The sequence below is a fragment of the Mycobacterium sp. genome, from assembly GCF_019247635.1.
Lineage (GTDB): Bacteria > Actinomycetota > Actinomycetes > Mycobacteriales > Mycobacteriaceae > Mycobacterium.
On the sequence record NZ_JAFBAR010000030.1, the window covers coordinates 16,938 to 37,827 of the forward strand.

The window sequence follows — 20,890 nt, forward strand, 5'->3', positions numbered from 1 at the left end:
CAGTGTTTCGGATCTGCCAGAGGTAACGATGTGTGGACGCATTACAGCGACGGATAAAAGCCCAGGGCAATCGGCTCGCGATTGTTCGCCTCTCCGGCCGCATAGTGGACCTTGGTTGCCTACCGAACGCGTTGTCCTGGTAAATGTTTGCATCCGCAGAAGCGCTCGTGCGCGGTGGCGGCGCTCGGCACCGCGATCACCGCTACGATTCCGCTGGAACGCTGATATCCTCCTCCGCTCGAAGGAGAGCCTATGGAAGCCATCGAGGCCGACTACCTTGTGGTAGGCGCCGGCGCCATGGGCATGGCGTTCACCGACACCCTCATCACCGAGTCCGAGGCACGCGTAGTTATCGTCGACCGTGCGTATCAACCCGGTGGGCACTGGACCACGGCGTACCCGTTCGTGCGGTTGCACCAGCCGTCGGCCTATTACGGTGTCAATTCAAGAACATTGGGCAACAACACCATCGACAGTGTTGGCTGGAACAAAGGGTTGAACGAGCTTGCCACTGTCGGCGAGGTGTGCGCCTACTTCGACGCCGTGATGCAGCAACAGTTCCTCCCCACAGGGCGGGTCGAGTACTTCCCGATGAGCGAGTATCTCGGCGACGGGCGCTTCCGAACGTTGGGGGGCACCGAGTACGCCGTCACCGTCAATCGGCGCATCGTCGACGCCACCTACCTGCGTGCGGTCGTACCCTCGATGCGACCTGCGCCTTACGTCGTCACACCCGGCCGCGACTGCGTCACTCCGAACGACCTGCCGAAGTTCACCACGCGGGACCGGTACGTGATCGTCGGTGCCGGCAAATCCGGCATGGACGTCTGTTTGTGGCTACTACGAAACGGCATCTCCCCCGATAGGTTGACGTGGATCATGCCGCGCGATTCCTGGTTGATCGACCGGGCGACGCTGCAACCCGGGCCTACGTTCATCAAACAGTTCCGGGAAGGCTACGTGTCCACTATCGAGGCCATCGGCGCCGCGACTTCGGCCGAGGACCTGTTCAACCGCCTGGAGGCGGCCGGAACGTTGTTGCGCCTTGATCCCGCGGTACACCCGACCATGTATCGGTGCGCGACGGTGTCGCACGCCGAACTCGAGCAATTGCGCCGGATCGAGGACATCGTCAGGATGGGTCACGTCCAGCGCATCGAACCCGCGACGATTGTGCTCGACGCCGGATCGATTCCGTCCGCACGCTCGGCGATCTATATCGACTGCACCGCCGACGGAGCACCCCAACGGTCAGCCACACCGATTTTCGACGCCAATCACCTCACCCTGCAGGCGGTCCGCGGGTGCCAACAGGTGTTCAGCGCCGCGTTCATCGCTCACGTGGAGGTCGCCTACGCCGCGGACGCGGTGAAAAACGAACTCTGCGAGCCGATTCCACACCCGGACTCCGATCTGGACTGGATGCGACTGACGCACTCCGATCTCCGCAATTTTCAACGCTGGCTCGATGACGCCGACCTGACCGACTGGTTGAGTTCCGCGCGGTTGAACCTGCTGGCCGAGTTGCTACCACCGTTGTCCCACAAGCCGCGGGTGCGCGACCGGGTGGTTTCGATGTTCCGGTCGCGATTGAACACCGCCAGTGAGCAACTGGAAGTGCTGATGAAGGAGAGTCCGTGCTCGGCGACGTAGACGCGCCGCTTGTTGAGCTGCCCGGATCGGGATACGTCTATCAAACGAGTTGGCGCTTGGGCACGTTCGACATCGACGAGCACATGACGCTCCGCCTTGACGGTGTCGCGCGCTACATCCAGGAGGTGGGCGCCGAGCATCTCGCCGATGCCGGGCTGGCGGAAGTCCATCCCCACTGGATCGTCCTGCGCACGGTGATCGACGTCCTCGAGCCCATCGAATTACCCAGCGATATAACCTTTCGCCGTTGGTGCGCAGCGCTTTCCACCAGGTGGTGCTCGATGCGTGTTCAGCTCGAAGGATCCGAAGGCGGCCGGATCGAGACCGAAGGCTTCTGGATCTGCGTGAACAAGGACACGCTGACACCCTCTCGCCTGGTCGACGAATGCATCGCACGTTTTGGCAGCACCACTGACAACCACCGCCTCAAGTGGCGCACCTGGCTCACCGAACCGGTCGCGGATGGCGCCGAAACGCCATTCCCACTGCGCCGCACGGATATTGACCCGTTCGAGCATGTGAATAACACCATCTACTGGCATGGGGTGCACGAGATACTCCATGCGTCCGGGATCGCGCCGCCCTACCGCGCCGTGCTCGAGTATCGCAGCCCGATCAAGTTCGGTGAACGGGTGACCATCCGTTCCGGCCAGCACGACAGCGCCGTGCGCATGCAGTTCGTCGTCGGCGACGACGTTCGCGCGGCCGCGATGGTGCGCAAAATCTAACCGGCGCGAGCGTGCACAGTTGCACACCCGCAACGGCGTGTCGGTGTACAGACGCGCACGCTCGGCGGTGAAAAGTAGCGGCGATCAGCGGTCGATCCAGGGCATCTGAGCCTCAGCGTGGTGGCCGCCGACCGGCGGGGTGAGCGCGTCAAGTCGGGCGAGCTGCTCGGCGGTGAGCTCGATGGTATCGGCGGCGACGTTTTCCTCAAGGCGCGCAACGCGTTTGGTTCCCGGAATGGGGACGATGTCGGGCCCCTTGGCCAGCAACCAAGCCAGTGCGACCTGCGCCGGAGTGGCTCCGATATCGACGCTGATGTCGCGCAGCTCGTCGGCGCTGCGCAGGTTGTGCTGGAAGTTCTCGTCGAAGAAACGAGGGTTGGTCTTGCGGTAGTCGCTGTCGGGAAGCCCCTCCGTGGAGCGGATGGACCCGGTCAGGAAGCCACGCCCGAGCGGCGAGTACGCAACGAATCCGATTCCCAGCTCGCGCAGCAGTGGCAATATCGCGTCCTCCTGGTCGCGGGTCCACAACGAGTATTCGGATTGGACGGCCGTTATGGGGTGCACCGCGTGGGCGCGATGAATGGTGTTCACGCCGACTTCCGACAGACCGATGTGACGGATCTTCCCGGCAGCGACCAGTTCGGCCAGCTCCCCGACAGTGTCCTCGATGGGGGTGCCCCGGTCGAGGCGGTGTTGGAAGTAGAGGTCGATGTGATCGGTCGCCAGCCTACGCAGCGAACCGTCAACGGCGACACGGATATTGGCGGGGCTGCTGTCCAGACCGTCTCGGCCGGTGTGGGAAATCAGGCCGAACTTGGTGGCCAGGACGACCTCATCCCGTCGGCCGCGCAGTGCGCGCGCCACCAGTTCCTCGTTGACGTACGGACCGTAGACCTCCGCGGTGTCGATCAGGGTGACACCGAGGTCGATGGCGTGATGAATAATGCGAATGGATTCGGCGTCGTCAGTGCCGGCCCCGGCGTAGGCCACCGACATGCCCATCGCGCCCAAACCCAGGCGTCCGACTTCGAGGTCGGCGAGGCGTGCGTGCTTCAAGGCGCATCTCCTGTTCTCGTTGGGTCGATCTATGCCAGACCGTAGCCGGGTACCCTCGCGCTAGTGGAGCTGCCCCGGGTAGACACCGCCGCTCCCGCCCGGGATCGCGCGGTCGACTTCTACCGCGTCTCGGGCGTGATCCTCATCGTGCTGGGTCACTGGCTGGCCGGCGCGGTAACCTACCACGACGGTCAGTTCGGTCGGCAAAACCCGCTCGTCGACCAGCCCTGGACGCAATGGCTGACCTGGATCTTCCAGGCAGTTCCGGTGTTTTTCCTGGTTGCCGGATATGCAGGCGCGGTGTCCTGGACCCATCGGCGCGGCACCGGAGGCTTCTCGCGTCAGGCCTGGCTTCGGCATCGACTGGCCCGGGTGCTCGGACCCACCGCGGTCTACGTCGCGCTGGTGTCCGTAGTGGTGGTGGCGCTTCAGTTCGGCGGAGCGCCCGGCGAGGTGCTGGAGTACGGCGGCTGGGCGGTCGCCATGCACCTGTGGTTCCTCGCCGTGTACCTGTTGGTGGTATCGCTGACGCCCGTTGCGGTGGCGGCACAACGCCGGTGGGGCCTTAGGGTGCCCGCGGCACTCGCGGTGGCGGTTGCGGTGGTCGACGCGGCGTCTCACGCGGGCCACCTGCCGTATCTGGGCATGCTGAACTATCTGCTCTGCTGGGGGCTGCTGTACCAGCTCGGAATCGCCTGGCGTGCAGGGCAATTAAGTGGCCGCAGGGCCATGCTGCTCGCTGTGGGGTCGGTGGCCGTGCTGACGTTGTTGATCTGGCTGGGCCGTTATCCGGTCAGCATGATCGGCGTTCCCGGCCAAACGGTGGACAACACCGCGCCGCCGACGGGGGCGATGCTGGCGTTTGGATGCACGCAGGCCGGACTCGCGGTGGCCGCCGCTCCGGTGCTCAACCGGCTGCTGCGCGCCGGCTGGGTGCGCCGCGTGTTGGCCACGGCCAACGCCAACGTGATGGCCCTGTACCTGTGGCACATGATTCCGGTCGTGATCGTGGCGATCGTCGGGTATCCGGCTGGACTGTTGCCGCAACCGGCCGAGGGAACAGCGCACTGGTGGCTGGGACGGCTGGAGTGGGTCTGCATCCTTGGCGTGGTGACGGCGGCCGAATTGGCGGTGTTGTGGTGGCAGCGGCGGCTTTTCGCGGCACCGCTGCCCTCGTTCGGCATACCTGTCATGGATCGCTGGGGCGAGGTCGCCATGCTGGCCGGCGCCGTGTTGGCCGCGTCCGGCCTACACCTTTTCGCCTATGCCGGCTTCGCGCCGGACGGGCGTTTGTCCTGGCTGAGTGCGGCGCTGTTCGTCGCCGGGCTGGTCCTGGTGGCGCTTCGGCCCACTTCTGATCCGCCGACACGGGAGCCGCCGGCAATGCGGGCATTCGTCACGCGGCGGAATCCGGCTGCCCCGAGGCGAACGGGTCAGGCAGCGGGCGCTGACAGACGCGCCGCGCCGACTTGAAATCGGCTCGCCACGAACTGGTTTCGATGATTTCCGCGCTCCGCCGAAGTAACGAATTCGATGCCAACCGCCTGATCGGCTTACTGAAAGTGCCTACCAGATGACCCTTTCCATTCTGCACACGGGCGACGCCTGGTGGCTGAAGACTGTCAACGGAGCCGCGAAGATCGCGACAGCCGCCACCACGACCGGTGGGCTGCTGGCCGACCGCGCCGCGATCGAAGGCGCGTCCCGTAGTACCGACACCGTCGCGATCGACACGCTGAAGCCGGTCTCGCCAGTCACCAGACCGTGCCGAGTGGTGGCGCAGATGACCAACTTTGAGTCGCACGTCAAGGACGCGGGCACGGATCCGACGTCGATTCCGCTGACCTTCTTTCGCAAAGCGTCCGCATCGATCAGCGGTCCATACGACGATATCGTCAAGCCCAGCCACGTCAGCCTGCTCGACTACGAGGTGGAGATCGCGTTGGTGATCGGGCGCGCAATCCCTGTCGGCACAAGCATTTCCGACGCGAACCTGGCAGATTTCATCGCCGGCCTGGTCGTCGCCAACGACGTGTCGGCGCGCGACATCCAGCTGCCGCAAACCCAGTTCTACGAGGCCAAGTCCTATCCCACCTTCACCCCGGTGGGGCCCGTGCTGGTGCTGTTGGAAGCCGAGGAGCTGAAGCGGTTTGGTGACCTGCGACTGCGCCTGAGTGTCAATGGCACGGAGCGGCAGAACGCGCTCGTCGAAGGCGACATGCTCTACCGGCCGTTGGAGGCACTGCAGTCGCTCACCCAATTCCAGGAACTCGCGCCGGGCGATCTCATCCTCACCGGCACTCCGATCGGCACCGCACTCAGTGCCCCGCCGAAACCGGTCGAGATCATCGGCAACCTCTTGCCGCCGGCGATCAAATGGAAGGTGTTCTTCAGGCGCCAGGCGGCCAACCCGAAGTATCTGCGGAGCGGCGACGTGGTGGAAGCATCGGTGGCAACCGACGACGGAGCCATCGATCTGGGCACCCAACGCACCGTCGTCCGCTACGCGTGAGCGAGAACAACGTCCAGCATGTCCCGGGTTCGTTCGCGTCGGCCACCAGATCCTGCTATGACGCGCCAGCCGCGCGATTCTTGGTCCACAGATAGCCGGCCCGGGTCGTCGTGCCTATGGCGAGTACGCCATCGACCACAGCGAGCCACAGCGGCGCGTGGGTGGTAACGCTTAGCACGACGGCCACGACGCAAAGCGCTGCGATGAGCGCAAGGAAAGCGATCCTCGCGTTGGGGAACCGGCGAAGGTAGTGGCTCGCCAAGCCTATTGCGGCGCCGATCACGACCATCTCAGCTACGACAAAACCTAGCATCGGGAAAACCTTTCTGGGTGATGTGTCCCGGGGGTCGGAGTGCGATAGCTGGCATCCCTTGCCCTGGGTCGGCGCTCGTGGCCGACAACCTCGAAGTTGCAGGCAACACCTCGATGCATCCTTTTCAAATCCTTGGGCGCCGGTTAGATGGCGGCACCCGATGTACCAACGCCGAACCGTCTCGGAAGTGATGTTGCCCAATGCCAGGTGGGCTTAGCTACAGCTGGGCGCCCGCCGCCGTTGCGCCGAGATTGCCGTGGAGGCTGCGATTTCGGCCGGATCACGACCCTCACGGCAATCTCGCCGCGGTCAGCGCAATCTCGCGGGGCCAAATCAATCTCGCCAAGGTCAGCGCATCAACCGGTGACGAAGTCGATGAGTTCCTCGACGCGGCCAATCAGCTCCGGTTCCAGATCGTTCCAGTCGCGCACCTGCGATCGAATGCGTCGCCACGCCCTGGCGATGTCCGCCTGGTTAGCGTGCGGCCAGCCGAACGCATCGCACACACCGCGCTTCCACTCGATCTGGCGCGGGACTGCGGGCCAGCTCTTGAGCCCCAGTCGCTGCGGCTTCACCGCCTGCCAGATGTCGACATAGGGGTGCCCGACGACCAGGGTGTCGGGTCCGCCCGGTCCCTTCCGTACCGCGTCGGCGATGCGTGCTTCCTTGGAACCCGCGACGAGGTGGTCAACCAGGACACCGAGCCGGCGCCCGGGGCCGGGCCTGAACTCCCCCACGATGCCCACCAGGTCGTCCACCCCGCCGAGATGCTCGACGACAACACCCTCGATCCGCAGATCCTCGCCCCATACCTGCGCGATGAGTTCGGCATCGTGGCGGCCCTCGACGTAGATCCGGCCGGCGCGGGCCACGCGAGCGCGGGCGCCCGACACGGCAACCGAACCGGAGGCCGTCCGCCCCGCGGCCGCCGGCGCCGCACGGCGCGGTGCGGTGAGAATCACCGGTCGACCGTCGATCAGGTAGCCGGGCCCCAAGGGGAAGCCACGGGTGTGACCGCGCCGGTCCTCCAGGTACATGCGGCCGTACTCGACTCGGACCACGGCACCGACGTAGCCGGACTCGAAGTCTTCGACGACCATGCCGAGTTCGACAGGACGCTCAGCCGAGCGAGGCTTGCGTCCACCCGCGGCAAGTACGTCGGCTCCGTCGCGATCCGTCATGCGGCAATATTAGTGAGCCGCAAGCGGATTCAGCGCCGAGGCGCGCCGTGTGGCTCGCCGCGTGTAATCCGATGGCGTTTGGTATTTGCGAATCCGTCGGCGATCGAGGCAGCCAGCTCAAGGAACGCCCGCCGCGTCTTGTCGGCGATTAGGTCTAAGACGATCTCCGACCCCTGGGCCAGGTGGTCGTCGAATGGGATGACGTGCACCGCGCGGATACGGGTCAGGAACTGGCCGGCCAGCACCTTGATGTTGACCGACGATTTCCCGGGCCGCGCGGCGCTGATGACGACTCTCGCATTGGGTACCAGGTGTCCGTAGCCGTGGTGTTCCAACCAATCCAGCGTCGCAAAGGCGCTTCGGGCCGCGTCAATGGCGGGCGAAGCGACCAGCACGATCGCATCGGCCTCCTCGAGGATGCTGGACATCGCCGAGTGCACGAGCCCGGTGCCGCAGTCTGTGAGGATCAGGTTGTAGAACCGCTGCAGCAACCGGATGACGACTCGATAATCGGCGTCGGAGAACGCTTCGGAAGTCGCCGGATCACGCTCAGACGCCAGGATTTCGAGCCGACTCGTGCTCTGTGACGTGTATCGGCGAATGTCGGAATACCGAAAGATGTTGTCGTCCAACAACAGATCACGCACCGTGGATCGACTTTGGTCCGGCCCGCGCTGAGCCAGAGTGCCGAAGTCGGGGTTGGCGTCGACCGCGATGACGCGATCCCCGCGTATGGCGGCAAAAGTGGCGCCCAGCCCGATTGTGGTCGTGGTCTTGCCCACGCCCCCCTTCATCGACAAGACCGCGATGCTGTAGTCGCCGCGCACCGGCTGGTTCACCCGCGCCACCAGCCTCTGGCGCGTGTTTTCCTGTTCCGATTCCCCGGGGTTGAGGCCGGTCAGTCGGTGCACGGCCTTGCGCCACCCGCGCTGCGGCAGCGGCCGGGCCCCACGCACCAAGCCGAGTTCGCTGTGCGAAGGCATGCGCGGCTCGTGCATGCCCGGGTAGCCCGACTCCGGGGGTGGAGCACCAGCCGGCGCGCTGGTGAAGGGTGTCACCACCGGTGGGGAGATGGGGCCCGGCGGGATCAGTCTGGGGTCTGGTATCGGTGCGGGGGGCGCGGGCCACTGGGCATCGGCCGGTGGCGCGTTGGTCGGGACTGGTGCGGGACGAGCTGGCGGCGAAACGGAGGCCACCGGAGGCACCGGCGGCCCCTGCGGCACTGGCGGCGCCGGTGGCGCCTCGTTGACGACCGCCGTGCGGTCAGACGGCGGGCCGGGGAGCCCGGGCGGCGGCTCGTCGGCGACCGGCGCCTCGTTCGGCACCGGACTCGGGATCGGCAGCGACGCCAAGTCGGCGACCACAGTGGGGGCCGACAGCGGGCTGGGGCGCTGTGCGTCCTGGCCGAGCGCGGCCTGGATCGACGGCACCGATATCGGCGTTGTGTCCGCGTCGGTGCCCGGCTTGAATCCCGCTGCGGCTGGGCGGGCATCAGATTCGCTCACTATCGAAAGCCGAGCCGATGCTGAATCCCCGGTGACCACACGCGGGCGCCGAACACCCGCTGGGCGGCCCTGGTGCCAGGCATCTGCTCGGTTCCTCACTCCTCGTGTCCGTGGCCGTCAGCGACAACGATGGTCACGCCGCAGAGCTGAACCCGCTCCTGACGTCCTTTTCCCCACGTCCCGGCGGCAATCCAGCCTCGGCGGTAGCTGACAGTGTACCGACCTGATCAACTTTGCTGCGTAGCCGAATCTCGACGGATAATCGAACCACCGACGCGGGGGGAGGTAGGCAAGCTCGAACCGCGGCGGTTCGGTCCCGCACCGGCGCCCGACCGTCATTCACCTTCGCCAAGATCACTGGTCCCGCGGCGCGCGCAGGCGCCCGAAGTTCTGGGCCACGGACCCGGCCAGTTCGAGGTAGGCCTGCCTGGTGGCGGCCCTGAGCCGGCCGAAGTCGACGTCGGCGCCCTCGGCCAGATGTGGATCGAACGGGATCAGGTGAATCGACCGGCAACGCGTCTGGAAATGCTCGTAGACCTTGTCCAGCTTCAGAGCGGCTGAACCCGGACGCGAGGCGCTGAGCACCACGTGCGCATCGCGGACCAGATCCGAATGCCCATGCTGCATAAGCCAATCCAACGTGGCCGACGCGCTGCGCGCGGCGTCGAGGGCGGGGGAACTGACCAGCACGATGGAGTGTGCCAGATCCAGAATGGCCGACATCGCCGAGTGCATGATGCCGGTGCCGCAGTCGGTCAGGACGATGTTGTAGAAGTGCCGCAGAATGTCGACGGTGCGCCGGTAGTCGTCCGCGCCGAAGACCTCCGAAACCGCCGGGTCCTGCTCGCTGGCCAGTACCTCCAGCCGGCTGGTCGCCATCAGGGTGTGATTGCGCACGTCGGCGTAACGGTAGATATTCGGGTCGGACAACAGGTCGCGCACGGTCGAGCGGCTCGACGAGTCGCCGACCCGCTCGCCCAAGGTCCCACGGTCGGGGTTGGCGTCGACGGCGATCACGCGGTCCTGCCGCGCGGTGGCCAAGGCCGACCCCAGACCAAAGGTGGTAGTGGTCTTTCCGACCCCACCCTTGATCGACAACACGGCGATGCGGAATTCGCTAACAATCGGCTGGCGGATCTCAGCGAGCAGGTGGTCCTGCCTGCGCTCCTTCCGGGAAATGCCGGGGTTGATGTGACCAGACGTCGCTTTGTGCACGGCGCGACGCCAGCCCGATCGCGGCACCATTCGATTTGCGATGATCTCGGCCGCGTCTATCGGCGGCGGCACACGCAACTGCCAATGATTCGGGGGTGGCACCGCAGGGGCTTGCGGCACCCAGCCGGGCGGAGGTGTCTGCTGGGTGCCTCGAGCTGGTGAGTCGGTGGGCTGCGACGGTGGTTGCCTCAACTGCGGTGCGTGCTGTTGAGCCGGCGACGGCGAGGCCCACGGCAACCATGGAGGCGGGGGCACCACGGGAGGCGGCGGTGGCAGCGGCGGAGCGAAGACGCCCGGCCGTGGCGCCTGTACGGATTGGGGCGGCGGGCCCGACGCCTGCGGGCCGACCGCGGTTTGCGGGTGCACCGGGGTTTGCGGAGCCGGCCCAGTGTGCTCGCGGGGTGCGGCGGGCCGCTCCGCCGGATAGTCGGGCAGCTGCTGGAACCCCGCGGACGCCGCCGAGATCGCCGCCATCTGCCAGGGCGGGGCGGGGCGCCGCGGTGATCCCTTTGGCCCTGCGTCACGCGGCGGCGCAACTTCACCGGATTCCTCGGGCCCGTCGGGCGGAAGCGAAGCCTCCGCCAGCTCCGAGCCCGGCGAAAACCCTTCTGCCTTAGTCGAATCCCGCGACGACTCGACCTCTGGGCTGTCCGCCGGCTCGATTACGGCGTAACGCAGACCGCGATCACGCGGCTCGGGCACCGACGCCGACGGCTTGGGCTTTGCCCAGGCGTCCGACACCCATCCCGGGAGTTCGAACGACGACCCGATCCCTGACGCGGCTTTCCCACACTTGAGAGACTCGGCTACTTCGGAATCGGGCGCAGCGACCGGCGGCGGCGCGACCCCGACCTCCTGATCTCGCGCGGGGCCCCCGCCCGCTTGGTACGCACCACGGGAGGACTTGTCCGGCTGGGACGCTTGCTGGGGTGCGGGCGAAGTCTCGGCTGTCGCTGGACGGGGTGCCGGTTCAGATGTCCGCAACCCAGCGGCGGGGACCGAACCCTCGCCTTCGGAACGCCGGGTGCGGTCATAGCGAACCGCCACTCGTTTTGGTCGCGCCTGCGGGTTGGCGTCGTCGGTGCCCACACCAGGGCCCGGCGTCGGAGATTTGTCGGTCAAGGCCTCAGCATCCGCCCCAGGAGACCCGTCGGCCGGCCGGTTCGCCGCGTCGGGGCCGTCGCCGCCATTGGCCGTTTCCTCTCGCTTCGTCCGCTTGAGTTGTACGCGTCGCCGCTGCTTTTCCACAGGCAGCCAGGGGGGACGTTCCGACGACCCGCGGTCGTCTTCGGTGGGCTTCTGCTTGGCCAATGTCCCCCCTTTCGATGCTCGGTTTCTGACCTCTTGGGGCCCGGTGAGTCCCTTTGACGCAATCAATCGTACGTAGCGCGAGCGGGCGTCTCTCAAACCGAGACTCTCACAGACCCGCAGGGCAGACGACGCCGATTTTCCCGGCGCTGTCGACCTTGCGTCATGTGAGCTGTTCGATCGTTCGGACCCGGCTTCGGCGGGTTCGGTTCGCCAGTCCCGGGCTGCCCGCATACAGCCTCGACGCGGGCTATCACCGGTATGAGGTCGTGCGGCGATGCTCGTCGGCGTATAGGTCGCGGCGATGGCGCTGGCCAATCTCGCCAGCGGGTTGACGTTCTACTGCCCGCTGATCACCCGGGCGAAGGCGGCCTGGCTGATTCAGAAGGGGTCACTCATCCACGGTTAAGCTCAGTAGTGCTGTGGGTTTTACTCGGCGGCCCATTTTTTCGCGTCCTCGAGGTCGCCGAGTCCAAACAATGCGAGCTCGCCGGGGACCATCCATGCCAGTGCATGCAGGGTATGGGCGACCCATTCCTTGTCGGACACGACCGCGATTTTCTTGAAGGCCGAATGATGGCGTAACACAGTGCCAAAGCCCAGCTTGAGGTCTTCGACCAAGCCGCCGGAACCGAATCCCTCGTAGTCGGGTGCGATGATCTCCACAATCCGGATTTCGCTGCCCTTGGTCAACTCTTCGATGGTTGGCTTGATGGCGCGCAGTTCGTCGCCGCGCACGCGGCCCGAGACGCGGATGCCCGTGACTCCGGCGGGCATGTCCGGCAAGAATTCGATCACCCCGTCGACCTTATCGACCTCATCCACCAGGGCATAATGGCGCGGAAGGCTAGGACTGGGAGCGAGCGTGACGGAGATTTTGATCCGGCAAGCCGAGCCGTCGGACTACGCCGACGTCGTGCAGATGCACTACCCGAGTTGGCGTGAGTCCTACCGGGGCATCCTGGCGCCCCAGGTGCTCGACCTGTTCGACCGCCAGCAGTGGATCGACGAGGAATATCCCCAGCGGCTCAACAGAGCCGGCTGGGCCATGTGGCTCGCCGAGTCCGACGGCCGGCTCATCGGCATGACCGTCTTCGGACCCGAGCTGGCCAATCCCGGCCAGCTCGAAATCGACTCGCTCTACATCGCTGTCGACAACCAGCGACGCGGCGTCGGCGGCCTCCTGCTGGATCACGCCCTGGCCGCCCATCCTTCGGGCGATGCGGTCGTGTGGTGCGCCGAGAGGAACTTCCGCGCCCGCCGTTTCTACCAGAAGAAGGGCTTCCAGCTTGACGGGCGGACCTTCACGTGGACGCTGGTACCGGGAGTCGTCGAGGCACCGCAGGTCGGTTACCGGCTGCAACGGTCATGTTGACGGTGGCTGCACCGGGCCGCCACAGGCTTTCAGAAAATCGGCATAGTTCCAGGCCCGCAAAAACGCTTGGCCCGCAGCCAATCCCCGTTGATAGAGGGCTTCGCGTTGCTGCGTGCTGATGTTGAAGTCGATGGGACTCACGTCCTCGGCCGGCACGAACATGGTGCGCCGGACCGTGCAGGGATCGTCGATGTAGGAGTTGTCCTGGTTGCTCACCAACGTCTCAATCGCCGCGAGCCCCAACGACACTGGTCCGTGCACCGGGTGGGTCGGCGGGATGCCCGGACGCGCCGAGAGCCGGATGCCGAACGTCGGCCACTGCGGATTGCCGTCGGACCGGTCGAACAGCTCGACCGGAAAGTTCGACAGCAACCCACCGTCGACCCATGTCGCGCCACCCACCCGAACCGGCTCGAACACGAACGGAATCGCCGACGAGGCGTGCACCGCGCGGGCCACCGAAAAGCCGTCCGGGTCAATGCCGTACGAGCCGAGGTCCCACGGGATGCGCACCAGCCGACGCCGACCCAGGTCGCTGGCGGTGACCACCAGCGACCACGCGAACTGTTCGGATGCTTCACCGGTGCGCAAATCGGCGAAGGTGTGCACGCCCAGGTCACCCAACAATCCAGTGAGCAACCGCTCCAGGTAGGCACCCCGGTAGACGCCGTCGGACACCAGCAGCGAAAGGCCACCGCCGATCAGCGGCACATGTCCGATCAGATTGCGGTCCAACAGCTTCGGGTAGTCGATGCTGCGCATGATCTCGGCCAGCCGGCTCATGGGCTTGCCGGCGACCTGTAGCGCGGCGACCAGCGACGCGACGATCGCGCCCGCGCTGGACCCCGCGACGCGCGGAAACCGGTATCCGGCCGCCGTCAGCGCGTCCACCGCACCGACCAGCCCGATCCCCCGCACTCCGCCGCCCTCGCAGACCAGGTCGACATTTTGCGTGCTCGCGGCGGGACTCATGAGATCCGCCGGCCATCCATGCCGAAGAAGTGCAGATGCCCAGGCTCGGGATGCAGCCGCACCCGGCTGCCCTTTTCCGGTGGGTGCTGGCGCCCGTCGGTGCGCGCGACGACGGATTGGCTGATTACCTTACCGGAACCCGAGATTCGGCCATACAGGTAGGCGTCGGCTCCGAGCTCTTCGACCACATCGACCTCCATTTCCACGCCAAGGCTGCCCAGTTCGAAATGCTCGGGGCGCACCCCCACCACGATCTCGCCTGCCGAATCCGAAATCCTTCGCGGCACATGAATCAGCCAATCCCCCAGCGACACAGAGGAATCGACGATCGGCAGGGTGAACAGGTTCATCGCCGGTGATCCGATGAATCCCGCGACGAAGACGTTCTCCGGGTTGCGGTACAGCTCGCGGGGGGCCGCGCACTGCTGCAGCACACCATCGCGCAGTACCGCGACGCGGTCGCCCATGGTCATGGCCTCGACTTGGTCGTGCGTGACGTAGACCGTCGTCGTACCCAGCCTCCGCTGCAACGCCGCGATCTGGTTGCGGGTTTGCACCCGCAGTTTGGCGTCCAGATTGGACAGTGGCTCGTCCATCAGGAACACCTGCGGCCGACGCACGAGCGCGCGTCCCATCGCCACCCGCTGGCGTTGTCCGCCGGACAGGTCTTTGGGTTTACGGTCCAGATACGGTTGCAGGTCAAGCAATTTGGCCGCGGCCAGCACCCGCTCGCGGATCTCAGCCTTCGGCGTCTTGCCGATCTTCAGCGCGAAGCCTATGTTCTGCGCCACCGTCATGTGCGGGTAGAGGGCGTAGTTCTGAAAGACCATCGCGACGTCGCGGTCCTTGGGATCGACAGCGGTGACGTCGCGGTCCCCGATGTGGATGCTGCCGGAATCCACGGTCTCCAGTCCGGCCACCATCCGCAGCGACGTCGTCTTGCCGCACCCGGACGGGCCGACCAGAACGACGAACTCGCCATCATCGACGTCGAGATCCAGGCGATCCAGGGCGGGTCGGTCGGCGCCGGGGAACTGGCGTGTCGCCTGCTGGAAACTCACCGCAGCCATCGCAGTTACCCGCTCATCCCGGTGACGGCGATGCCCCGGACGAAGGCACGCTGAGCAAACGCGTAGATGAGGACCAGCGGCAGCATGATCAACATCGAAAACGCCATGATCACCGGCCAGCGGGCGACGTATTCTCCCCGCATCCGGACCAGGCCGAGCGTCAGGGTGGCCAGGCTGTTGCGCTGAATCATCAACAGCGGCCACAGAAATTCGTTCCAGACGTTGACCCAGGTGAGCACCGCGAGCACCATCACCGCGGGCCTCGCGTGTGGCAGCAGGATGCGCCAGTAGATCTGCCACGGCGAGCAACCGTCGAGAATCGCCGCTTCCTCGAGATCGGCCGGCAGGGTGCGGAAGAACTGCCGCATCAGGTAGGTGCCGAACGCGCTGCCGAACAAGCCGGGCACGATCATCGCCCACGGAGTGTCGACCCATCCCGCGATCCGCATCAGGATGAACTGCGGGATCACGGTCACCGTCAACGGCACCATCAGCGTGCCCAGGTACACCACGAACAGCGCGTCGCGGCCACGGAAATCCAACCGCGCGAAGGCATATCCGGCCAGCGTGCAGAAGAAGACCTGTCCGGCCGTGACGCATCCGGCGTAGAGCACGGTGTTGAAGAACATCCGCCAGAACGGCATCAGCGCGAATACCTCGGTGTAGTTGGACCACCGCGGGTGGGCCGGCAGCAGCTTGGGCTCGCTGATCTCACCCTCCCGCTTCAGCGACCCCGACACCGCCCAGGCGATCGGGAACAACGCGCACCACGCGATACCGACCAACGCGGTGTACACCACGACACCACGGATAGCGCTGCGCTTGAAGATGCCCTCACCCAATCCCACGGGAGGCCTCCAAAGAACGCTGGCGGGTGAGCCGCAGCTGCAGCACGGTCAGCACCAGCAGGATGCCGAACATGACCCACGCCAGCGCGGACGCATAGCCGAATTCCAGGAACGAGAACGCATGCTGGAACAGCATGATGCCCAGCACGTAGGTGGACGTTTCGGGCCCGCCGTTGGGTCCGTTGAGCACGTAGACAAGGTCAAAACCCTGAAACGCGTGGATGATCGATATCACCACCACGAACGACAACGCGCCGCGGATCAACGGCACGGTGATGAAAGCGAATTGCCGTATCTCACCGGCGCCGTCGATCCTGGCCGCCTCGTATAGCGTCTCCGGCACTCCCTGCATCGCGGCCAACAGGATGACGGTGGCGAACGGCACGCCGCGCCACACGCTGACGATGCAGAGCGCGACCTTGGCCCACTGCGGATCGACCAACCACGGGATCGGGTGGATGCCGATCCAGCCGAGCATGATGTTGAGCAAACCGTTGTCGGTATTGAAGACGAACTGCCACACCACCGCCATCACCACCGACGAAATCGCCAGTGGCAGAAAGACAATGGTGCGGAAGACGGCGATGCCCTTGACTTTCCGGTTCAGCACGCCGGCCACCGCCAGGCTGATGAGCACGGTCGGTATCACGGTGCCGGCCGTGAGGATCACGGTGTTACGTATCGCGATCAGGAACAGCGGGTCTGTGGTGAAGAGGTCGCCGAAGTTCTTCAGGCCCACAAACTTCGGTGGGGTGAACACGTCCCATCGCTGAAAGCTCATGTACAGCGAGAAGCCGAGCGGGAACAGCATGAACACCGCGACGGCGGCAAGGTTCGGAGCCACGAACAAACGACCGGCCCACGCGCGTCGGCGCGAGGCCGGGCGGCGTTTCACGGAGGGCGCGAAAGGTGCTGAGGGTGCTGAGGGTGCGGACGAGGATGTCATGGGGTGCGCAGCACCTCGTCGACGGCGCTGGACAGCCTGGTCAGTGACGTCGCCGGCGCGGATCCGCGCAGCACGGGACCGAAGTAACGGTCCATCAGGGCGGCGATCTTCTCCCACGCCGGGGTGACCGGCAGACCCGCGGAATGCGTTGGGCCTTCGGTGAGCACGCCGAGGTTGCCAACTCTGCTATGGGCTTTGGCGAACCCGGGAGACGTCGCCGCCGACCGCAGGGCCGGCACGAAGAGACAGGATTCACCGATCAGCGCCTGCCCGACCGGGCCCGTCGCGAATTTCACGAATTCCCACGCCTGGTCCTTGCGGCCGCTGCTGGCGGCGATGGCGAGTCCGGTGCTGCCGATATTGGAGGTAGCGTTGCTTCCTTTTGCAAGCGCGGGCCCGGTCGGCAACGCGGTGACGTCGAAGTCGAGACCGTCGGCCCGGATGAACGTCTGGTAACGCCAGTGCCCACTCAGCGCGATCGCCGCCTTGCCCGCGGCGAACAGATCGGGCGTGGACATCGACTGCACCTCCGAGGCGTTGGGCGCCACCTTGTGCTTGTTGGCCAGGTCGGCGTAGAACTGCACCGCCTCGATGAACGCCTCGTTGTCGAAGTTGAGGTGGGTCGGGTTGACCAGCGGGGTGGACCACGGCACACCGTTGTTCATGGCGAAAAGCCCGGCCGAGTAGTACGAAAACCAGGTGTTGACAAACCCCCACTGCGAAACGCGCCCGGAGCCGTCGCGTTTGGTCAGTGCGGCGGCGGCGTCCGCGAATTCGGCGTAGCTCCAAGGGTTTTCCCAGGTCGAAGGTGGGGACTTGACCCCGGCCTCAGCGAATAGCCGTTTGTTGTAGAAAAGGTAGTTGCCCGACCACTGCTCGGGAAACGCGTACTGGCCCCCGTTGAACGCGAAGCTGTCGTACAGCGCCCCGACGCTGTCGGACTTCAGCTGCGCGGCGAACGCCGGATCGCGCGCCAAAAAGGTGTTGAGGTCCTGTAAGACGCCCCGATCCGCCAGCTCGGCGTAGGTCAGATCCCAGGCCATCAGCACGTCGGGGCACCTGCCGCCGGCGCAAAACGTCGACAGCTGCTGCATCACGCCCGGCCCGGACAACACCGGGCGAACCTTGATGTCGGGACGGGTGCGCCGGAATTCGTCGATGATCCGCAACCGGGCAGCGGCCTCGTCGGGGTTCGCGGCGAAGAAGAAGGTCAACGCGCCGTCGTCGGGAGCGCACCCGGCGGCCCACGGAGCCAGCGACGCCGTGGTGAGAGCGCCCGCGGCCCGCAACATGCCCCGCCGCCCGAACGGCTTATCGAACATGGCGCTCCAGGTCTCGGTCTGTTCCCTTGTGATGTCGTTGGTACTCGCCCGGCCTGTGGTGTTGCTGGGACCGTCGAGATGACCTGACCGCATTCACCGAACGCTCCATCACGAAAGGAACCAGCACCATGACCCTACCGATTGTGCGCCGCGCCGTGCTGATCACGACGGATTGACGCGTGCGCCCGGCCCGGCCCACTCGTAGTTGCCGTGGCCGGCGGCGCCGACCGAGCCTGGAGCCGACGACCAGACCCTAGCTCCGTGCGCAAGCCCGACGCCGCCCGCCCAGACCCGGCATGTAATCCGCTTGTCGACCAATCAACCTGGGAAATAACGGATCTGGTCGATCTGGTGGCCTCGCCGGGCCACGTCGGCGAACAGGATGGCGCGTCCGTGACCCGAGGCGAGCGAGACCGCAACCGTGGGTCCCGCGGATGTCACCTTGGTCCAGTCGACGCCGTCGAGTTGCCCGGCGAGTTCGGCCAGGTCCAGGGCGTCGTTGTCACCCAAAGTTATTCTGGCAGTTGGCGATAGCGCGCGCTGCGCGGCAGCTGTGTCACCACGCCCGACGACACCCAGGAACGTCTCCACCAGCTTCTTGTGCCGCGCGCCCGCGCGGCGGAAGCCGGCCATGAACCCTGCCGCCCCCGCCAACCCCTGATTGCCGAGCAAACCGCGGGACAGCTGCCAGGCCGGCGCCAGCGCGTCGGTACCGGACCGCAGGAACTGCAGCATCATGGCCGGCAACTCCCAGTACGCCCGCAGTGCCGCAATCCGCCACTCGCCGTTAACCTCTCGCAGGTCGTACCGGAGGAAGGCGGGAATGAACATCGTGACGGCCGAACCCATCGTCACCTCCAGGTCGAGGTCACGCAGCACGACGGGGCCGCAGACGATGTCGAGGTCGCGATGGAACTTGATGTCCCGCGGGCCGATGAAGGTGTCATAAAACCGGCCGATCTGTGCGTGGCCCGAGTGCGCCCGCGAACCCACCGGATCTTCGACGCTGCCGTCGGAGGCGAAAAGCCCCACCCAACCGGCGCGGTCGTGCGCCGCGGCAGCCTGCGGCGAGCGCTCCGCCGCGGCCAGCAGATCCTCTCGGTTGAGCTCCGTCATCACCAGTCCTGCACCAACTCGACGCCCGCGGCCCGCATCTCCGTCACGGCCGCTTCGATCGAGTGCGGGGCCACACCGGCCGTCAAGTTCAACAGCACCCTGGTTGCCAAGCCGGCCCGGGCCGCGTCTCGCGCGGTGTGACGGACGCAATGGTCGGTGGCGAGACCGACGACGTCGACCTCGTCGACCCGGTGCTGCCGTAGCCAGCCGAGCAGGGAGGCGCCGCGGTCGTCGGCACCCTCGAAGCCGCTGTACGCCGCGGCGTGGGCACCTTTGCAGAAAACCGCCTCGACGGAAGCGGTGTCCAGGTCAGGATGGAAATCGGCCCCACGGCTTCCGGCGATGCAATGCGGTGGCCAGGACGAGCGGTAGTCGGGGTGCTCGGAGAAGTGGTCACCGGGATCGAGGTGGAAGTCCTTGGTGGCCACGATGTGCTGGTAGCCGGGTTCGTCGGCCAGATAGTCCGTGATGGCGCGAGCCACGGCGGCGCCGCCGGTTACCGGCACCGAACCACCTTCGCAGAAGTCGTTCTGTACGTCGACGATGATCAACGTCCGCACACGACACACCATACGTCCAGCCGGTTTGTCTGCCGGTCAGTCGGGTAACCCACGGTCCATGTTCATTCGCAGAATCGCGCGACCCATGTTGGCGGCAGTTTTCATCGGTCAGGGAGTGGACTCCCTGCGCAACCCGAAGGTAGCCGCGCAGGCGGCGGCACCCACAGTGGACGGCCTGAGCGCTTTGCCCGATCCGGTGGGCAGCGCCATCCCCAGCGACCCCCAGACGTTCGCACAGATCAACGCCGCCGTGCAGATCGGCGGCGGGCTGCTACTGGCCACCGGGCGGCTGCCTCGCCTGGCTTCGGCCGCGTTGGCGTTTACGGTGCTGCCGGCCAATCTGGGCGCGCACATGTTCTGGAATGAAAGCGATCCGGCGGAGAAGGCGCGACAAAGGAAGGACTTCCTGACCGACGTCAGCCTGCTGGGTGGCCTGGTGATCGCGTCGGCCGACACCGCGGGCAAGCCATCGCTGGGCTGGCGCGGTCGGCGGGCCGCCGAGCGGCTGTCCGAACGGGTATCCGGTTCGACCGATTCGCTGCTCGACTCCGATCTAGGCGAACGGATTGCGCACGGGTTGCAGGTCGGCGCCGAGCGCGGCCGTGAACTGGCCAGCACGGCGGCCGAAAGAAGCGCACCCTATGCCGAAGCGGCACTGGAACGTGGTCGCGAGTGGGCCAGCACGGCGGCCGAGAAGAGCGCGCCCTACGCCGAGGCCGCACTGGAACGCAGCCGCGAACTGGCCAGCACCGCCGCCGAACGGAGCGCACCCTACGCCGAGGCGGCGCTTGACCGCGGCCGCGAATGGGCCAGTACGGCGGCCGAGAAGAGCAAGCCACTGGCGAAGAAGGCGCGCAAGCGTGGCGAGAAACTCGCCAGCACCGCCCGCGAGCGCGGTGCGGAATTCGCCGACGTGGCGGCGGCACGCGGTGGTGAGCTGGCGGAAGCGGCGCGCGAACGCGTCGCGGAGGCCGGCGGGAAGCCCAAGCGCCGCTGGCGTTAACGATTTCTGGCGAGAAACGCGTCGACGATGGCCGCAACGTCCTGATCGACGTCGACGCTGACCCCGGATTCGTTGTCACCCAATGGTTCCAGGGTGTCCAATTGCGACGCCAACAGCGCGGGCGGCATGAAGTGCCCGGACCTGGCGCCCAGGCGGCGAGCGATCACTTCCGGTGAGCCGCGCAGGTGCAGGAACTCGACCCGCGGG

The 20,890-nt window shown here is 66.1% G+C and carries 17 protein-coding genes and 2 pseudogenes; 6 read left to right on the forward strand and 13 right to left on the reverse strand.

All coding sequences use genetic code 11. From position 1 onward, the window contains the following. The first annotated feature begins 252 nt into the window (after positions 1-252). Together JO236_RS04925 and JO236_RS04930 are read left to right on the forward strand one after the other, a co-directional pair. On the forward strand, positions 253-1,653 hold the full coding sequence (locus tag JO236_RS04925) for an NAD(P)-binding protein (protein WP_293325563.1): 1,401 nt from the start codon (positions 253-255) through the stop codon (positions 1,651-1,653). Then, positions 1,638-2,381 (forward strand): acyl-[acyl-carrier-protein] thioesterase, encoded by a 744-nt coding sequence (locus JO236_RS04930; RefSeq protein ID WP_293325565.1) that lies wholly within the window; start codon positions 1,638-1,640, stop codon positions 2,379-2,381. Before JO236_RS04925 ends, JO236_RS04930 begins: the two co-directional genes overlap by 16 nt. Positions 2,382-2,465: 84 nt before the next feature. Here JO236_RS04930 and JO236_RS04935 read toward each other — a convergent pair whose 3' ends face one another. Further along, positions 2,466-3,437: an aldo/keto reductase gene (locus tag JO236_RS04935; protein WP_293325567.1), complete on the reverse strand. Its 972-nt coding sequence runs from the start codon at positions 3,435-3,437 to the stop codon at positions 2,466-2,468. A gap of 69 nt (positions 3,438-3,506) precedes the next feature. Between JO236_RS04935 and JO236_RS04940 the strand changes: the two genes are divergently transcribed. Further along, positions 3,507-4,910 carry an acyltransferase family protein gene (locus JO236_RS04940; protein ID WP_293325599.1) on the forward strand — a complete coding sequence of 468 codons (1,404 nt, stop codon included), beginning with the start codon at positions 3,507-3,509 and terminating at the stop codon, positions 4,908-4,910. A 100-nt stretch (positions 4,911-5,010) separates the two neighbouring features. Further along, complete coding sequence (locus JO236_RS04945) at positions 5,011-5,949, forward strand: fumarylacetoacetate hydrolase family protein (RefSeq protein WP_293325570.1); 939 nt, start codon at positions 5,011-5,013, stop codon at positions 5,947-5,949. Between the two features lie 669 nt (positions 5,950-6,618). Here JO236_RS04945 and JO236_RS04950 read toward each other — a convergent pair. The 4 genes and pseudogenes from JO236_RS04950 to JO236_RS04965 all read right to left on the reverse strand — a co-directional run bounded on the left by JO236_RS04950 (position 6,619) and on the right by JO236_RS04965 (position 12,269). Next, on the reverse strand, positions 6,619-7,443 hold the full coding sequence (locus JO236_RS04950; RefSeq protein ID WP_293325573.1) for a DUF3097 family protein: 825 nt from the start codon (positions 7,441-7,443) through the stop codon (positions 6,619-6,621). A gap of 29 nt (positions 7,444-7,472) precedes the next feature. Then, complete coding sequence (locus JO236_RS04955) at positions 7,473-8,948, reverse strand: MinD/ParA family ATP-binding protein (RefSeq protein WP_416362159.1); 1,476 nt, start codon at positions 8,946-8,948, stop codon at positions 7,473-7,475. A 354-nt stretch (positions 8,949-9,302) separates the two neighbouring features. Next, a pseudogene (locus tag JO236_RS04960) lies at positions 9,303-10,655 on the reverse strand (AAA family ATPase); the annotation flags it as partial. Positions 10,656-11,900: 1,245 nt separating this feature from the next. Beyond that, on the reverse strand, positions 11,901-12,269 hold the full coding sequence (locus JO236_RS04965) for an STAS/SEC14 domain-containing protein (RefSeq protein WP_293325601.1): 369 nt from the start codon (positions 12,267-12,269) through the stop codon (positions 11,901-11,903). Positions 12,270-12,336: 67 nt separating this feature from the next. Between JO236_RS04965 and JO236_RS04970 the strand changes: the two genes are divergently transcribed. After that, positions 12,337-12,846: a GNAT family N-acetyltransferase gene (locus JO236_RS04970; protein ID WP_293325578.1), complete on the forward strand. Its 510-nt coding sequence runs from the start codon at positions 12,337-12,339 to the stop codon at positions 12,844-12,846. Here JO236_RS04970 and JO236_RS04975 read toward each other — a convergent pair. From JO236_RS04975 to pncA, 7 genes are all read right to left on the reverse strand, one after another. Then, entirely contained in the window at positions 12,838-13,818 is a 981-nt protein-coding gene (locus tag JO236_RS04975) for a patatin-like phospholipase family protein (protein ID WP_293325580.1), read from the reverse strand. The two genes, JO236_RS04970 and JO236_RS04975, sit on opposite strands and share 9 nt — an antisense overlap. After that, positions 13,815-14,888: an ABC transporter ATP-binding protein gene (locus tag JO236_RS04980; protein WP_293325583.1), complete on the reverse strand. Its 1,074-nt coding sequence runs from the start codon at positions 14,886-14,888 to the stop codon at positions 13,815-13,817. Before JO236_RS04980 ends, JO236_RS04975 begins: the two co-directional genes overlap by 4 nt. A gap of 5 nt (positions 14,889-14,893) precedes the next feature. Then, positions 14,894-15,736, reverse strand: coding sequence for a carbohydrate ABC transporter permease (locus tag JO236_RS04985; RefSeq protein WP_293325586.1), 843 nt, complete (start codon positions 15,734-15,736; stop codon positions 14,894-14,896). Further along, positions 15,723-16,682 carry a carbohydrate ABC transporter permease gene (locus JO236_RS04990; protein WP_293325589.1) on the reverse strand — a complete coding sequence of 320 codons (960 nt, stop codon included), beginning with the start codon at positions 16,680-16,682 and terminating at the stop codon, positions 15,723-15,725. Before JO236_RS04990 ends, JO236_RS04985 begins: the two co-directional genes overlap by 14 nt. Continuing rightward, on the reverse strand, positions 16,679-18,004 hold the full coding sequence (locus JO236_RS04995; protein WP_293325604.1) for an ABC transporter substrate-binding protein: 1,326 nt from the start codon (positions 18,002-18,004) through the stop codon (positions 16,679-16,681). The genes JO236_RS04990 and JO236_RS04995 overlap by 4 nt, the downstream gene beginning before the upstream one ends. Before the next feature lie 318 nt (positions 18,005-18,322). Then, complete coding sequence (locus JO236_RS05000) at positions 18,323-19,120, reverse strand: ketosteroid isomerase family protein (protein WP_293325591.1); 798 nt, start codon at positions 19,118-19,120, stop codon at positions 18,323-18,325. After that, the gene (pncA, locus tag JO236_RS05005) at positions 19,120-19,680 is read right to left on the reverse strand and encodes a pyrazinamidase PncA (RefSeq protein WP_293325594.1); all 561 of its coding nucleotides are present in this window, start codon (positions 19,678-19,680) and stop codon (positions 19,120-19,122) included. The genes JO236_RS05000 and pncA overlap by 1 nt, the downstream gene beginning before the upstream one ends. Positions 19,681-19,738: 58 nt before the next feature. Between pncA and JO236_RS05010 the strand changes: the two genes are divergently transcribed. Beyond that, positions 19,739-20,683 carry a DoxX family protein gene (locus JO236_RS05010; protein ID WP_293325595.1) on the forward strand — a complete coding sequence of 315 codons (945 nt, stop codon included), beginning with the start codon at positions 19,739-19,741 and terminating at the stop codon, positions 20,681-20,683. Here the strand turns inward: JO236_RS05010 and JO236_RS05015 are convergent. Next, positions 20,680-20,890 (reverse strand): annotated as a pseudogene (locus JO236_RS05015) (gluconokinase); the annotation flags it as partial. The gene JO236_RS05010 and the pseudogene JO236_RS05015 sit on opposite strands and share 4 nt — an antisense overlap.

What these genes read in the sequence shown, in the direction of transcription:
- JO236_RS04925 (WP_293325563.1), top strand. Translation starts at nt 253, where the DNA reads ATGGAAGCCATCGAGGCCGACTACCTTGTGGTAGGCGCCGGCGCCATG.
- JO236_RS04945 (WP_293325570.1), top strand. Translation starts at nt 5,011, where the DNA reads ATGACCCTTTCCATTCTGCACACGGGCGACGCCTGGTGGCTGAAGACT.
- JO236_RS04950 (WP_293325573.1), bottom strand. Translation starts at nt 7,443, where the DNA reads ATGACGGATCGCGACGGAGCCGACGTACTTGCCGCGGGTGGACGCAAG.
- JO236_RS04975 (WP_293325580.1), bottom strand. Translation starts at nt 13,818, where the DNA reads ATGAGTCCCGCCGCGAGCACGCAAAATGTCGACCTGGTCTGCGAGGGC.
- JO236_RS04980 (WP_293325583.1), bottom strand. Translation starts at nt 14,888, where the DNA reads ATGGCTGCGGTGAGTTTCCAGCAGGCGACACGCCAGTTCCCCGGCGCC.
- JO236_RS04990 (WP_293325589.1), bottom strand. Translation starts at nt 16,682, where the DNA reads ATGACATCCTCGTCCGCACCCTCAGCACCCTCAGCACCTTTCGCGCCC.
- JO236_RS04995 (WP_293325604.1), bottom strand. Translation starts at nt 18,004, where the DNA reads ATGTTCGATAAGCCGTTCGGGCGGCGGGGCATGTTGCGGGCCGCGGGC.
- JO236_RS05000 (WP_293325591.1), bottom strand. Translation starts at nt 19,120, where the DNA reads ATGACGGAGCTCAACCGAGAGGATCTGCTGGCCGCGGCGGAGCGCTCG.
- JO236_RS05010 (WP_293325595.1), top strand. Translation starts at nt 19,739, where the DNA reads ATGTTCATTCGCAGAATCGCGCGACCCATGTTGGCGGCAGTTTTCATC.